Origin of the sequence: Actinocorallia aurantiaca (assembly GCF_039533685.1) — a bacterium.
Taxonomy (GTDB): Bacteria; Actinomycetota; Actinomycetes; order Streptosporangiales; family Streptosporangiaceae; genus Actinocorallia; species Actinocorallia aurantiaca.
Map to the genome: position 1 here is coordinate 456,973 of NZ_BAAATZ010000002.1, position 14,501 is coordinate 471,473.

Here is a 14,501-nt window from a genome sequence, read left to right on the forward strand (position 1 = left end):
GATTTTTTTCGTCCCCAGGCCTCAGGATCCGGCGAGCCCGGTGGTGAAGCCGTCGGCGGCGCCGCGCATGACCGGGACGACGGCCTCGACGGTCTCCGGGGTCATCCGGCCGCTGGGCCCCGAGACGGAGAAGGCGGCGAGGGCGTGGACCCCGGACAGGGGGACCGCCACGCAGCGCACCCCGAGCTCCTGCTCCTCGTCGTCCAGCGCGTAGCCGCGCTCCCGGACGACGGCCAGCTCGGCCATCAGCGCGTCCGGGTCGGTGAAGGTGCGCGGGGTGCGGGCGGGCATGCCGGTACGGGCCAGCAGGGCGCGCACGTCCTCCTCCGGCAGCTGGGCCAGCAGCGCCTTGCCCACCCCCGTGCAGTGCGGAAGGACCCGGCGGCCCACCTCGGTGAACATGCGCATGGAGTGCCGGGACGGCACCTGCGCCACGTAGACCACCTCGTCGCCCTCCAGGAGCGCCATGTTCGCGGTCTCGCCCAGCCGGTCCACCAGGTCGGCCAGCGCGGGCCTCGCCCAGGACCCCAGCAACCGGGACGCGCCCTCGCCCAGCCGGATCAGCCGGGGGCCGAGCGAGTAGCGGCGGGACGGCTCCTGGCGCACGTACCCTCGGGCGACCATCGTCTGCATCAGCCGGTAGACGGTCGGCATCGGCAGGCCCGCCTTCTCGGTGAGCTCGGAGAGCGCCAGCTCGCCGCCCGCGTCGGTGAGGTGCTCCAGCAGTTCGAAGGCCCGTTCCAGGGACCGCACAGTCATGGCCTCAGTGTACGGAAACTCCATTTCGCTCTGTGAAAGTGGTCTGGGGGGTTATCTCCGACCATCGTGGGGATGACCTTGCTGCGCCCCCTCGCCCCCCTCAGAAGCAGGTGACGAGAGGCAGCGGTGGTACGGGTGGGACGGACATGGGGAGCGGCGCTCTCGGCGGGACTGGCCCTGTGGGCGGCGCCGGGCGCCGCGGCGGCCGTCTGCCCTCCACCCGGCCCCGAACCGTCGGGAACCGCGGCCCGGTACGAACTCCGAGACTCACGGGTGCGCCCCGGGCAGGCCGAACCCGAGTCCCCCGAAGTCCGGGAACCCCTGCGGGACCGCGGACCCCTGGACGTCCGGGAGCCGCGGGAGGGGCCGGCGTCCTCGGAGGACCCCGGGCGTCCGGGAAATTCGGGGAGCTCCGGGCGTCCGGGAGATCAGGAGCCGCGGGAGGAGGCACGGGATCCGCGCCGCCGGCCTCCGCCGTCTCCCGACCCGCGGCCCAGGTACCCCTCGGGGCGTCCGGCGGAGGTGCGGGTGGACTTCGGGTTCGAGGAGCAGAAGGGGACCGACGCGCGAGACGGACGGGCCCTCGCCGTGATCGAGATCCGCGCGGTGGGGGGAACCGCCGGGAACGCGCGTCTCACCGTGACGGGGCCCGTCCGGTGGGTGCGGTTCCCCTCTTCCTGCGAGGTGAAGGGGACCGGGCTCTCCTGCGGACTGGGCGACCTCGCCGGGACCACCGCGCTCCGGCTCGGGTTCCGGGAGACGGGGGCCGAGAGGGGGCGGCTCAGGGCCGTCGTCGAGTCGGCGAACACCCGCGAGGTGGTGAGGACCGTCCGGCTGCCGGGGTCGGGGCAGGGAAGCGGGCGGACGGGTGAAGGGGCGGAGGATCCGCTGAAGGCGGCGCCCGTCCGGCCGTCCAAGGTCAGGACCGCGGTTCCGGGGCCGGGGAGGCCCCGGGCCCTCGGACCCGAACCCGCGCCTTCGGTTTCCAGGTCTCTCTCGCCCGCGACGGAGCGGAAGTCTTCCAGGCCTCTCTCGCCCGCGACGGAGCGGAAGTCCTCAGCCGCGACGAAGACGAAGGGGAAGGTGAAGCCGTCCGGGGACGCGGACGTGCTCCGGTCGCCGTCCTCTCCTGCTTCGACGCCTTCGCGGTCCACACGGTCTTCTCGAACCTCGCCGGCCGCTCCAGCCGCCCGGGTCGCCCCGGCCGCTCCGGCCGCTCCGGCGGTTCCGGCGGTTCCGTCCGCCCCGGTCGTGCCGGGTGCGCCGGGTGCGCCGGGTGCGCCGGGTGCCGGCCGGACGCCGTCGGCGGTGGAGCCGCCCTCGGCGCTGCCCGTCCTTCCGAAGGAGCCCGTGGTCGCGCTGCCGCCGGTCAGGCCGGTCGAGACGGCGAGTCCGGGGCCGCGGTTGAGCGTCACCAGCGCCGAGGGGCCGCTGGCGGACGACGGGCGGGGATGGCTGGTGGTGCTGGCCGTGGCGCTGGCGGGCGAGGCGGCGCTGCTGTGGTTCGTCACCGCGCTGGCGCTGTGGCGGCGCAGGACCTGATTCTGGGAGACGTGAGGGATGGCGTGCCCTGTCGGGGCCCGAACCGGGCGTTCGGCGGACCTCGCTTGTCACCTCACTGACAAAAGGTCCTGATGTGTATCGTCTCGGTGGTTAGTGACCAGGTGTGCCCTGCTTCCGATAACCTCGCGAAGTCATAGCCACGGCCCTCTCCTGGAGTCCTTCATGGCATTGGGTTCACTGCTCCCCGATCTCAGCCTCCGTCCGCTGGTCGAGTCGCTGGCAGAGCACGCCGTCACCAAACCCGATGCCAGGGCGTTCACCTTCGTCGACTACTCCAGCGACCGTGACGGGGCCAAGCGCACGCTGACCTGGGGCGAGGCATGGCGGAGCTCCCAGGCGACGGCCGCGGCGCTGCGCCGGATCGCCGAGCCCGGAGAGCGGGCGGCGCTGCTGCTGCCGCAGAGCCTGGAGTACCTGATCGCGATGTGCGGGGCCTTCGCCTCCCAGATCGTGGCCGTCCCGCTGTTCTCCCCGGATCTGCCCGGCAACGCCGACCGGCTGATCCGCGCCTACTCCGACGCCGAGCCCGCCGTCATCGTGACGCTGAGCTCCGCGCTCCCCTACGTCGAGAAGTTCCTGGACGAGCACGACGTGCCCCGCCCGCGCGGCATCATCCTGGCCGACGAGATCGACCCGGCGCTCGGCGAGGGCTGGGAGCTGCCCGAACTGTCCCCGAACGACCTGGCCTACCTGCAGTACACGTCCGGGTCGACCAGCAGCCCCGCCGGCGTCGAGATCACCCACGGCGGCTTCGCGGCCAACGCCCGCCAGCTGTGGCGCTCCTGGGACCCGCCGGAGATCGAGACCTGCGAGGCGGTCACCTGGCTGCCGCTCTTCCACGACATGGGCCTGATCACCGCGCTGGCGCTGCCGCTGGTGAACGGCAACCACGTGATCCTCGCCGACCCGATGTCGTTCCTCATGCGCCCGATCCGCTGGATGCGGCTGCTGTCGGAGTGCCCGAACGTGTACACCGCCGGCCCGAACTTCGCCTACGACTACGTGGCGGGCCAGGCCAACGAGAAGAGCCTGGCCGGGATCGACCTCAGCGGCGTCAACGTGTGCCTGAACGGCGCCGAGCCGATCCGCCCGTCCACGCTCAAGGCCTTCAACGACGCGTTCACCCCGGCGGGGCTGCGACCCGGCGTGCTGCGCCCGGCCTACGGGCTGGCCGAGGCGACGGTCTTCGTGTCCGGCAGCTTCGTCACCAACCCCGACCCGATGGCGCCCGCGAAGCTGCTGGGCGTGGACCGCGAGACGCTCACCCAGGGGCGGATCGTCCCGTTCGACGGTGACGCCGAAAGCGCAGGGGACAGGGCGCAGTACCTCGTCTCGTGCGGCGCGCCGCAGGGCCAGCTCGTCGCGATCGTCGACCCGGAGACCCTGTGCGAGCAGCCCGACGGGACGGTCGGCGAGATCTGGGTGCACGGGCCGAACGTCGGCCGCGGCTACTGGGGCAACAGCGAACGCAGCGCCGAGACGTTCAACGCGGTCATCAAGGACGCCCGGGACATCCCGGTCGACGGCTGGATGCGCACCGGCGACTTCGGCGCGGCCCACGACGGCGAGCTGTACGTGACGGGCCGCATCAAGGACCTCATCATCGTCGACGGGCGCAACCACTACCCGCAGGACATCGAGGTCACCGCCGAGGAGGCCAGTCCCGCGATCCGGCCGGACTACGTGGCGGCCTTCGCCATTCCCGGCGAGGAGACCGAGCGGCTGGTCGTGGTGGCCGAGCGCAACCGGCGGGTGCCGATCGCCAGGCTCGACCTCGCCGAGGTGGAGCGGACCGTGCGCGCCAGGGTGAACCAGGTGCACGAGATGAGCATCCACGAGTTCGTGCTGATCGAGCCCGGCTCGCTGTCGAGGACGTCCAGCGGGAAGGTGGCCAGGGCCGCGACCCGGGCCCGCTATCTGGAAGGCGATCTGGTGCGAACCTCCGACCGCCTCTCACGCTGATCCAGGGGATAACCACACATGTACGGCTGGGGTCGTTTCGTCCATCGGTTCCGCTGGCTCGTGCTGCTCTTCGCGACGCTCGTGACGGTCGGGGCGGGCTACTGGGGACTCGGCGTGACGGCCCCCGGCGTGCTGAAGCAGGGCGGTTTCGAGGACCCCCACGCCGACTCGACGCTCGTCTACCAGCAGTCGGCCAGCGTGTTCGGCGCCTCCAGCCCGGACGTGATGCTGGTCTACCGGAGCGAAGAGCACAAGGTCACCGATCCGGAGTTCATGCAGTCGGTGCTGTTCACCGTCGCCCGGCTGCCGAAGGAGCACGTCCGGGAGATCTTCAGCTACTGGCACGTCCCCGGTAACTCCAAAGAGGCCAAGGACGGCCGCAAGAACTTCGTCTCCAACGACGGCCACAGCACGTTCGTGGCGCTGTTCGTGCAGACGGACCGCGATCCGGCCAAGGCCGACCAGGTCAAGGCGCAGCACTACGAGGCCGTCAAGGACCTGGTGCAGGTGCCCGGGATGACGGTGAAGATCAGCGGGAGCATCCCGATCGGCACCGACTTCGTCAACCAGATGAGCGCGGACATCGTGAACGCCGAGATCATCTCGCTGCCGCTGGTGCTCATCATCGGGCTGATCGTCTTCGGCAGCGTCGCGGCGGCGGTGCAGCCGGTGCTCGTCGGCGTTTTCTCGATCATGGGCGCGTTCGCCGTCCTGCGCGTGATCACCATGATGACGGACGTCTCCAATCTGGCGATCTCGCTGGTCAGCCTGCTTTCGGTCGGTCTGGCGATCGACTATTCGCTCTTCGTGATCAGCCGGTTCCGCGAGGAACTGGGCAAGGGGCGTGATCCGCGGACGGCCATGGGCGTCACCATGGCCACGGCGGGTCGCACCATCGCGTTCTCCGCCGTCACCGTGGCCGTCTCCATGGCGGGGCTGCTGCTGTTCCCGCAGGTGTTCCTGAAGTCGATCGGGCTGGTCGGCATCGCGGTCATCTTCGTCGCCATGCTCTCCACCGTGGTGGTCCTGCCGGCGATGTTGTCGATCCTCGGGCCGCGGATCGAGTTCGGCCAGATGCCCTGGCTCAAGCGGGCGAAGAAGAAGCCCAAGAGCGACGAGGAGGGCATGTGGTACCGCCTCGCGCACAGCGTGATGAAGCGCCCGATCCTCTACTTCCTGGGCACCAGTGCGATCCTCGTCATGCTCGTCCTGCCCTTCGCCCGGGTGAACTTCGGGGTCTCCGACATCCGGTCCCTGCCGGAGGAGATGGAGACCCGGCAGACGGTGGAGACCATCCAGCGGGAGTTCTCCGCCGGGGTCATGGACCCGATCGACGTGCTGCTCGAGGGCCAGCTGATCCCCAAGAACTTCAAGCCCGATCGGGACGACCTGCCGGAGAACCTGAAGAAGTTCCGCGACCAGGTCTCCGCGCTGCCGGGCGTGGTCGCGGCCACCTACAGCAACTCGAGCCCCGAGCACGGCCTGCTCAAGATGCAGGTGACCTACGAGGGCGAGGCCCACAGCAAGGAGACCCAGGACCTCGTCCGGACGCTGAGGGCGATGGACGAGCCGGGCAAGCGGCCGGAGGCGGTCAACCACGTCAGCGTCGGCGGCAGCACCGCCGGCCAGATGGACCTGATGGAGAGCCTGGGCGACGCGCTGCCCAAGACGGGCCTCTTCGTGGTGACGGCCATCTTCCTGCTGCTGTTCGCCGCGTTCGGCTCGATCGCGCTGCCGATCAAGGCGATCATCATGAACCTGCTGTCGATCGGCTCGTCGTTCGGCGCGATGGTCTGGGCGTTCCAGGACGGGCACCTGTCCGGGCTGCTCGGCTTCACCGTCACGGGCGGCATCGACGCCACCGCGATGATCCTGGTCCTGTCCATCATCTTCGGACTCTCGATGGACTACGAGGTCTTCCTGCTCAGCCGGATCCGGGAGGAGTGGGACAACACCCATGACAACCGGGCTTCGGTGGCGCGGGGCCTGCAGCAGACCGGCGGCATCATCACCAGCGCCGCCGTGCTGCTCATCGTGGTGGTCGCGGCCTTCTCGACCGCGAAGATCACCACGGTGCAGATCCTGGGCGTGGGCCTGCTGGTCGCGGTGGTCGTCGACGCGACGCTCGTGCGCTCGCTGCTGGTGCCCGCGACGATGCGCTTCCTCGGCGACGCCAACTGGTGGCTGCCGAAGCCGCTGAAGGCGCTGCACGCCGCGATCGACCTGCGGGAGGTGCACGACCTCGACCTCGACGGCGACAAGAAGAAGGCCGACGGGGGCAGGAAGGTGACGCACGGCACGTCCGGGGCGCTGAAGGGGGAGAGGACTTCCGGCGGTTTCCGCCGCACTGTGGTTCCGGTGCGCGGAGGATACGCCTGGGACGGCGAAGCACGTCCGCGTACATCTGGACATTCCGTAAGAAAGCGTGAGATCGTGGCCAGCCCCGACGGGGCGGGCTGGCGATGGCGCGAGGTGGAGGACGAGTATGCGCACTGAACCCCTGCGACGCTTCGGGGTGGTGGCCGCGACTTCCGCGCTGCTGGCCGGGATCCTGCCCGGAGCCGCGGCGAGCGCCGCGCCCAAGCCGAAGTTCAAGGCCGCGTCGACCGGCGCGAAGATCACCGACTACAAGTGGGTGAGCAAGAACAAGCGGCAGATGGACATCACCATCAAGACCCCGTCGCTGCCGGGCGTCAATCCCAAGGTGCGGCTGCTGCTTCCCAAGAAGTGGTCGATGAAGTCCAAGAAGACCTGGCCGGTCGTCTACCTCCTGCACGGCGGCCAGGACACCTACCTCTCCTGGACCCGAGCGACCGCCATCGAGTCGCTGGCCGCCCAGTACGACGTCATCGTCGCGATGCCCGAAGGCGCCAACGGCTCGTACACCAACTGGTACAACTACGGGAAGTACGGCACTCCCAAGTGGGAGACCTTCCACATGAAGGAGGTCTACCAGCTCCTGGAGCGCAACTTCCGGGTGAACAAGTCGCGGGCCGTGATGGGCAACTCCTCCGGCGGCATGGGCGCGATGGGCTACGCCGCCCGCTACAAGGGCCGCTTCAAGTACGCCGCGTCCCTCAGCGGCCTGCTGCACCTGCGCGCCCCGTTCATCCCCCAGTTCCTCAACCAGATCAACACGGGCAACGGTCAGGACCCCAACGCGATCTGGGGCCGCTACCCGGCCGACGCGGAGAACTGGAAGCTGCACAACCCCTACGACCAGGCGGCGGGCCTGAGGGGCACCAAGATCTTCTTCTCCTCCGGCCTCGACGGCAAGCCCGGCGAGGGCGACCCGCAGGACCTCGACCCGTGGGACCTCGGCCTGGTCTCCGAGCAGTGGACCGGCACCACCAACAAATACTTCAAGCAGAAGCTCGACAACCTGAAGATCCCCTACACCGCGCACCTGTACAAGAACGGCCGCCACAACTGGCCCGCCTGGCGCCGCGAGTACAAGTTCGTCTGGCCGAAGATGATGAAGGAGATCGGCGCCCGGAAGTACTGAGCCGAGCAGCGCCGAGCACATCATGAGGATCCCCCGCCACCCGCGTCTCCCCCGCCGTCTCGCCGCGTCGGCCGTCGTGGGGGTCATGGCCCTGGCCCTGGCCCCCGGCCCCGCGGCGCCCGCCGAAGCCGCCGGGTTCAAGAAGGCCGACAACGGCAGTTCGATCACCGCCTACAAGTGGCTGACGAAGAACAAGCGCCAGCTGGACGTCTCCGTGCGGTCCAAGGGCCTGGGCAAGACCGAGAAGGTCCGGCTGCTCCTGCCCAAGGGCTGGAAGAAGAACACGAAGAAGACCTGGCCCGTCGTCTACCTCCTGCACGGCGGCCGGGCCGGCTACCAGTCCTGGTCGAAGAGCTCCACCATCAGGGCGCTCGCCGCCAAGTGGAACGTCATCGTCGTCATGCCCGAGGGCCGCAACGGCTCGTACACCAACTGGTACAACTACGGGAACTACGGCATCCCCGAATGGGAGACCTTCCACATGACGGAGGTCTTCCAGCTCGTCCAGCGCAACTTCCACGCGGGCTCCCGCCGCGCCGTCATGGGCAACTCCTCCGGCGGCCTGGGCGCGATGGGCTACGCCGCCCGCTACAAGGGCCGCTTCAAGTACGCCGCGTCCTTCAGCGGCGTGCTCTCCCTCCTCTCCCCGGGCGTCCCCGAGGTGCTGAAGGAGGTGAACGCCGGAAGCGGCAACACCGACGCCACCGCCGTCTACGGCGACCCCGAGGCGAACCGCGACAACTGGGTGGCGCACGACCCCTTCTCCCTGGCCGCCAACCTCCGGGGCACCAAGCTCTACTTCACCTCCGGCAGCGGCGCCCCCATCCCCACCGACCTCGCCTTCTTCTCCGAGTACGTCGTCGGCATGACCAACGGCGACTTCAAGAAGCGCCTCAACGCCCTCAAGATCCCCCACAAGTCCCACATCTACAGCGGCGGCACCCATGCCTGGCCCTACTGGAAGCGCGAGCTCAAGAAGGCCTGGCCCCAGGCCATGAAGACCCTCAAGGCCAAGAAGGCCGGCTGACCCCGAGGCGTGCCCGTGCCCTCTCCCCGAGAGCACGGACACGCCCTTCTCATGCCGGTCGCCGGTGCGGGGCAGTACGCTGAGTCACATCAGGACCGGACCCCGCCGAGCAGGTTCAGGGAGGTGCGTCATGACGGCTGAGATGGTCACTCCCGCATGGATGCACGAACAGGTCAGCGCGGAGCAGTACGACTCCTGGTCCGAGGAGCAATGTGCGGGCATCGAGATCGTGGACGGGATGGTCGTCGTGAGCCCCAGCGCGTCCAAACGACACAACCGCCTCGCCCGGATCCTGGCCAACGCCCTGGAAGCCGCCGCGGGTCCGGATTGGAACGCCGACACGGACTTCGACGTCCGGCTGCAGGACGTGCCGCTCACCAACCGCCGTCCGGACGTCGTCGTGTACCGGGCGGACACCCTCGACGTGACTCCCACGAGGCCGGAACACGTGCTGCTGGTCGCCGAGGTCGTGTCGCCTGGGTCGGAGACGACCGACCGGACCGTGAAGACGGAGCAGTACGCCAAGGCGGGCATCGCCTTCTACTGGCGGGTGGAGCAGGCCGTCACCGGTGTGCCCCTGGTCTACACCTACGTTCTCGACCCGGCGGTCGGCGTCTACCGGGAGGCAGACGTGTTCACCGGCGTGGTCAAGGTGGTCGCTCCTTTCCCGGTAGAGATCGACCTCGGTGCGGTCTGAGACGCGGGGATCCGTTCCCGGCTACGGGCACGCCGGCCCGCCGTATTGAGATGTGATCATCTCAATACCCAGAGTGGTATCGGCTTGTCCTTCGACGCTCGTTGCTCTGTCCACCCGAGGGCGTGGGTCCTTCTGCTGAAGCCCAGGGGGCGGCTCGGCGGACCTTTTCGTGGTCGCCCGGGTTTCCGGGGTCAGTGCTGGAGGAGGTCGAGGGCCTCGCAGGCGCGGGCTACGCCGTCCTCGGAGTTGAGGGAGCGGGAGAGCTCGCGGGCCCGGGAGCGGTGGGGGCCCTTGACGGCGTCGCGGAGGCGGGTGGCGAGGGCGTCGACGGTCACGGAGGCCGCGGGGAGGGGGGAGGGGCCGGCGCCCAGGGCGTGGACGCGGTCCGCCCAGTAGGGCTGGTCGCCGAAGAAGGGGCAGACGAGGGACGGGACGCCCGCGCGCAGCCCTTCGGCGGTGGTGCCGGCGCCGCCGTGGTGGACGACGGCCGCCATCCGGGGGAAGAGCCGGCTGTAGGGGATGTTCTGGACGACGAACATGTCGTCCTCGGGCTCGATGGTGCTGCCGGGCTGGGGGGAGAGGACGCCGCGCAGGCCCGCCAGGCGGAGGGCGGAGCGGATCCGCTGGTCGGTGGCGGCCGGGTCCTTGGTGGCCATGCTGCCGAAGCCGACGTAGACGGGCGGAGGGCCGGCGTCGAGGAAGGCCTCGAGGTCGGCGGGGGGCTCCCAGTGGGGCTGTTCCAGGAACCAGAAGCCGGTCAGGCGGACGTTGTCCGGCCAGTCGGCGGGGCGGGGGACGAGCGTCGGGCTGAAAGCGCACAGGACGGGTGCGCGGCGGGCCGCGGGAAGGGGGCCGCCGCGCAGCGAGAGCCGGGGGAGCTTCAGCTGGTCGGCGCGCCAGGGGTTGATGAAGGGGCGGCACAGCTGCCAGGTGACCCAGTCCAGGGCCTCGAAGCTCAGCCGGTTGGCGTAGGGGCCGAGGAAGCGCGCCTGGGGGAGGAACGGGTGGGGGAAGGCCCGGGTCGGGTGGGAGGGCTGGAAGTGCACGATCGCGTGCGGGATGCCCAGGTGCTCGCTCACGTGCTGGCCGAGGAAGCCCAGGGTGGGGGCGAGGAACAGGTCGGCCCCCTCGGCACCCGCCAGGACCTCCCGCAGGAGGCGCATCGCGAGGGGCCGCGCGATGCGCTGGACGCCGCGCAGGAACTTGACGGGGTTGCGCCCGCCTCCCAGCAGCTCCTGGCCTTCGGGGGAGTTCACGATCTGCGTGGGGTCCAGGGAGAGCGGGGCGAAGCCCAGCCCGGCCCCGGTGATGAGCTCCCGGTAGACCTCGCTGCTGATGACGCGGACGTCGTCGCCCCGGTCGGCGAGGCCGCGGCCCAGGGCGACGCACGGCTGCAGGTCGCCCCGGGACCCGGCCGCGAAGATGACCACTGTCCGGCCCATGTTCTGTCTTTCTCCGGCCTACCGGGAGCCCGAGTGCGACGGCGGCCCGCTCTCGGACATCTCGTAGGGGCTGTAGGGCGGTGGCGGCGGCCACGCGGACGGGATCTGGCTGCGCCGGTTGTTGCCCCACCAGTCGGGGATGACCGGGAACGAGCCGGACGTGAGGGACGGCGAGTCGGGAGACTTGGGCGTGGTGCCCGGCTCTTCTTCGGGCACGTCGCCGCGGCGCTGCAGGGTGAACAGGGTGATGATCGCGCCGACCAGGACGAGGCCGCCGCCCACCAGCAGCGCGGCGGACGAACCCTGTTCCATCGCCTCGACCTTGCTGGAGCCCTCGGCGCGGGCGTTGCGGCTCAGCGCGTTCAACACCGCGCCGAGCGCCACGATGCCCATCGCGGCGGAGATCTCGCGGCCGACGTTGAGGACGCCGCCCGCGACGCCGGTGCGCTCCTCGGGGACGGCCTTGATCAGGTAGAGGCCGAGCGGCATGGTCAGGGCGGAGCCCATGCCGACCAGGACGATGCCGGGGATGATGTCGACGAAGGTGTCCCCCTGGCGCAGCCGGGAGAAGGCGACGAGGCCGAAGGCCATGAGCACCATGCCGGCGGAGATGGGGACGCGGGGGCCGAACCGGCTGGACAGCCAGAACCCGACGGGCGTGAGCACGCCGATGATGACGGCGGGCGGGATGAAGGCGGTGCCGGCCTGGGAGGGGGACCACTCGAGGACGTCCTGCATGAAGTTGCCGGAGTAGGTGATGACGCCGGAGAAGCCCATGCCCCAGAGGATCTGCCCGGCCAGGCCGCCGCTGAAGGCCTTGTTCCGGAAGAACTCCGTGGTGAGCATCGGGTTGGGCGCCCACTTCTCGACCAGGATGAACGAGCCGAGGGCCATGGCGCCCAGCGCGAGCACCGCCAGCACGCTGGGGTCCGTGAAGCCGAGGTCGCTGCCGGAATGGATGCCGTAGGTGAAGGCGAACAGCATCGTCGCGGAGGTGAGCACCGCGGGCAGGTCGACGCTCCCGGGGCTGTTCTCGCTCTGGCCGTCCAGCACGAACAGGCCGAGGACGATGACGGCGATGCCGGGCACCACGTTGATCAGGAAGATCCAGTGCCAGCTGAAGGCGTCGACGATCAGGCCGCCGACGGTGGGGCCGAGGGCGGACGCGATGGTCCCGGTGAGGATGAAGACCAGGTTGCCGATCGACTTCTGCTTGTCGGTCCTCTTGTTGATCACCATGACCAGGGTCGCGGGCAGCGCCAGCGCGGCTCCGGCGCCCTGGGTCACCCGGAAGAAGATCAGCTGGGTGAGTTCCTGGGAGAGCCCCGCGCCCAGAGAGGAGAGGGTGAAGGTCACCATCCCGATCGTGAAGATCCGGCGGCAGCCGTACACGTCGACCATCCGCCCGCCCGCGATCATCAGGCAGGAGAACATCAGGATGTAGGCCGTGGACACCCAACTGACGGCCGCGATGTCCGTGTCGAAGTACTCGTACAGGGTCGTCAACGCGATGTTGGTGACCGTATTGTCTAGGGTGACCATGAATGCGCTGACGGCTACGACCGCCAGCGTCCACCCGTACCTGTCCCGTCCCATTTAGCCCCAATCAAGTCATATTCCAGGGCCAAAGCTCTTGTCATCAAGGTGATAAGGAACACCTGGGATTCGTGGTCCGCGTGCGAAGAGAGATGTGGTCAAACCAGGACAAGGTGGTCCCTCCGCACTGACCCATGCCACCTTGGGGGATCCTCACCATGCCGGAAACCGAAGGTTCCCGATCCGCGGAGTCGGGCAGTCCGCAACTCCAGGCTGAGATCCAGAATTTCCTGATTAGTGAGATAGCACATCGCGCGGGGCTGGCGCCCGGCGAGGTGGATGTGGACCAGCCCCTCGAAGAGTTCGGCCTGGCCTCCCGTGACGCCGTCGCGGTCGCCGGCGAGCTCGAGGAACTGCTCGGCCGCTCGCTGCCCGCCACCCTGGTCTGGGAGCACCCGACGATCAGCCGGATCGCCGCCGCGCTCAGCGGCGCCAACCCCCCGGAGGGCACCGCGACCGCGCCGAAGAGCGTGTCCGCGAAGGCGTCCGCCGCGGGCTTCGACGAGCCGATCGCCGTGGTGGGCGTGGGCTGCCGCCTTCCCGGCGGAATCAACGGACCCGGGGACTTCTGGCGCTTCCTGCTGGACGGACGCGACGCGATCGGCGAGGTCCCCGAAGGCCGCTGGGACGCCTTCGACGACGGCTCGCCGGAGATCGCCGACCTGCTCGGCAAGGTCACCCGCAAGGGCGGCTTCCTGGACGACATCGCCGGCTTCGACGCGCAGTTCTTCGGCATCACCCCGCGCGAGGCGGCCGTCATGGACCCGCAGCAGCGCCTGCTGCTGGAGGTGGCCTGGGAGTCGCTGGAGCACGCGGGCATCGCCCCGGCCCGGCTGCGCGGCACCCGTACGGGTGTTTTCGTCGGCGTCTCGGCTCCCGAGTACGCGGGCCTGACGGCCTCGGACCTGACGAAGCTGGAGGCGTTCACCGCCACCGGAGCGGCGCTGAGCATCGTCGCCAACCGCCTGTCGTACCTGCTCGACCTGCGCGGTCCGTCCATGATCGTGGACACGGCCTGCTCCTCCTCCCTGGTCTCGACCCATCTCGCGGTCCAGTCGCTGCGCAACGGCGACAGCGACGTGGCCCTCGCGGGCGGCGTCAACGTGCTGCTGTCGCCGACCATCACGATGACCTTCGACGCGGCGGGGGGGACCGCCGCGGACGGACGCTGCAAGGCGTTCGACGCTTCGGCGGACGGGATGGTTCGCGCCGAAGGGTGCGGAGTCGTCGTCTTGAAGCGGCTTTCGGACGCCCGGCGCGACGGGGACCGCGTTCTGGCCGTCGTCACCGGGACCGGCGTCAACTCCGACGGCCGCTCCAACGGCCTGGTCGCGCCGAACGCCGATGCCCAGAAGACCCTCCTGCGCGACATGTACGCCGCGAACCGCGAGCTCGACTACCTCGAGGCTCACGGCACCGGCACGTTCCTGGGCGACCCCATCGAGGCCCGCGCGGTCGGCGAGGTCCTGGGCGGCGGCCGGACCGAGCCGCTGCTGATCGGCTCGGTGAAGTCCAACCTCGGCCACATGGAGGCCGCCGCGGGCATCACGGGACTGATCAAGACGGTGCTGTCGCTGTGGCACCGGACGATCCCCGCCTCCCTGCACTACACCTCGCCGAACCCGCACATCCCGTTCGACGAGCTGAACCTCGAGGTCGTCGCCGAGCGCAGGCCCTGGCCGTCCGCCGAGGGCAGGGCGCCCCGAGCGGGCGTGTCCGCCTTCGGGTTCGGCGGCACCAACGCCCACATCACGCTGGAGGCCGTCGAGGAGCCCGAGCGGACCGTCGAGGCCGCCCCGATCCGGACGTTCCGGCTGTCCGACGTCGCCGTCGACCGCCTCCCCGCGTACGCGGGCGCACTGCTCGCGGAACTCGACGCGCGGGAGGCCTCCGGAGAGCCGCTCGACCCGGCGGACGCGGCCGCGACGCTCCGCCGCCGCGACCCGCGCG

11 protein-coding genes are annotated in these 14,501 nt (G+C 70.0%); 7 read left to right on the forward strand and 4 right to left on the reverse strand.

Translation table 11 applies throughout. From position 1 onward, the window contains the following. Window positions 1-21: 21 nt before the first annotated feature. Both ABD327_RS03035 and ABD327_RS03040 read right to left on the reverse strand, forming a co-directional pair. A complete protein-coding gene (locus tag ABD327_RS03035) occupies window positions 22-759 on the reverse strand; it encodes an IclR family transcriptional regulator (protein ID WP_344448537.1) in 738 nt (245 codons plus the stop codon). Window positions 760-1,187: 428 nt separating this feature from the next. Next, window positions 1,188-1,913 (reverse strand): hypothetical protein, encoded by a 726-nt coding sequence (locus ABD327_RS03040; RefSeq protein ID WP_344448538.1) that lies wholly within the window; start codon window positions 1,911-1,913, stop codon window positions 1,188-1,190. A 154-nt stretch (window positions 1,914-2,067) separates the two neighbouring features. Here ABD327_RS03040 and ABD327_RS03045 point away from each other — a divergent pair, with 154 nt between their 5' ends. From ABD327_RS03045 to ABD327_RS03070, 6 genes are all read left to right on the forward strand, one after another. Beyond that, window positions 2,068-2,301: a hypothetical protein gene (locus ABD327_RS03045; RefSeq protein WP_344448539.1), complete on the forward strand. Its 234-nt coding sequence runs from the start codon at window positions 2,068-2,070 to the stop codon at window positions 2,299-2,301. Between the two features lie 183 nt (window positions 2,302-2,484). Then, window positions 2,485-4,284: a fatty acyl-AMP ligase gene (locus ABD327_RS03050; RefSeq protein ID WP_344448540.1), complete on the forward strand. Its 1,800-nt coding sequence runs from the start codon at window positions 2,485-2,487 to the stop codon at window positions 4,282-4,284. Window positions 4,285-4,302: 18 nt separating this feature from the next. Continuing rightward, window positions 4,303-6,780: an MMPL family transporter gene (locus ABD327_RS03055; RefSeq protein WP_344448541.1), complete on the forward strand. Its 2,478-nt coding sequence runs from the start codon at window positions 4,303-4,305 to the stop codon at window positions 6,778-6,780. After that, window positions 6,770-7,789 (forward strand): alpha/beta hydrolase, encoded by a 1,020-nt coding sequence (locus ABD327_RS03060; protein ID WP_344448542.1) that lies wholly within the window; start codon window positions 6,770-6,772, stop codon window positions 7,787-7,789. The genes ABD327_RS03055 and ABD327_RS03060 overlap by 11 nt, the downstream gene beginning before the upstream one ends. 22 nt (window positions 7,790-7,811) lie before the next feature. After that, window positions 7,812-8,816: an alpha/beta hydrolase gene (locus ABD327_RS03065; RefSeq protein WP_344448543.1), complete on the forward strand. Its 1,005-nt coding sequence runs from the start codon at window positions 7,812-7,814 to the stop codon at window positions 8,814-8,816. A gap of 130 nt (window positions 8,817-8,946) precedes the next feature. Continuing rightward, window positions 8,947-9,513: a Uma2 family endonuclease gene (locus tag ABD327_RS03070; RefSeq protein WP_344448544.1), complete on the forward strand. Its 567-nt coding sequence runs from the start codon at window positions 8,947-8,949 to the stop codon at window positions 9,511-9,513. 191 nt (window positions 9,514-9,704) lie between these two features. On the opposite strand, the gene ABD327_RS03075 is transcribed toward ABD327_RS03070, so the two are convergent. Both ABD327_RS03075 and ABD327_RS03080 read right to left on the reverse strand, forming a co-directional pair. Beyond that, window positions 9,705-10,955, reverse strand: coding sequence for a glycosyltransferase (locus ABD327_RS03075; RefSeq protein WP_344448545.1), 1,251 nt, complete (start codon window positions 10,953-10,955; stop codon window positions 9,705-9,707). Window positions 10,956-10,973: 18 nt separating this feature from the next. Then, window positions 10,974-12,551, reverse strand: coding sequence for an MFS transporter (locus ABD327_RS03080; RefSeq protein ID WP_344448546.1), 1,578 nt, complete (start codon window positions 12,549-12,551; stop codon window positions 10,974-10,976). A gap of 158 nt (window positions 12,552-12,709) precedes the next feature. Here ABD327_RS03080 and ABD327_RS03085 point away from each other — a divergent pair. Beyond that, window positions 12,710-14,501, forward strand: a 1,792-nt coding sequence (locus ABD327_RS03085; RefSeq protein ID WP_425547035.1) for a type I polyketide synthase, incomplete at its 3' end; no start/stop codon positions are given.

Excerpts from the sequence above, each read along its gene's own strand:
- ABD327_RS03035 (WP_344448537.1), bottom strand. The coding sequence starts at position 759 with ATGACTGTGCGGTCCCTGGAACGGGCCTTCGAACTGCTGGAGCACCTC.
- ABD327_RS03050 (WP_344448540.1), top strand. The coding sequence starts at position 2,485 with ATGGCATTGGGTTCACTGCTCCCCGATCTCAGCCTCCGTCCGCTGGTC.
- ABD327_RS03055 (WP_344448541.1), top strand. The coding sequence starts at position 4,303 with ATGTACGGCTGGGGTCGTTTCGTCCATCGGTTCCGCTGGCTCGTGCTG.
- ABD327_RS03060 (WP_344448542.1), top strand. The coding sequence starts at position 6,770 with ATGCGCACTGAACCCCTGCGACGCTTCGGGGTGGTGGCCGCGACTTCC.
- ABD327_RS03065 (WP_344448543.1), top strand. The coding sequence starts at position 7,812 with ATGAGGATCCCCCGCCACCCGCGTCTCCCCCGCCGTCTCGCCGCGTCG.
- ABD327_RS03070 (WP_344448544.1), top strand. The coding sequence starts at position 8,947 with ATGACGGCTGAGATGGTCACTCCCGCATGGATGCACGAACAGGTCAGC.
- ABD327_RS03075 (WP_344448545.1), bottom strand. The coding sequence starts at position 10,955 with ATGGGCCGGACAGTGGTCATCTTCGCGGCCGGGTCCCGGGGCGACCTG.
- ABD327_RS03080 (WP_344448546.1), bottom strand. The coding sequence starts at position 12,551 with ATGGGACGGGACAGGTACGGGTGGACGCTGGCGGTCGTAGCCGTCAGC.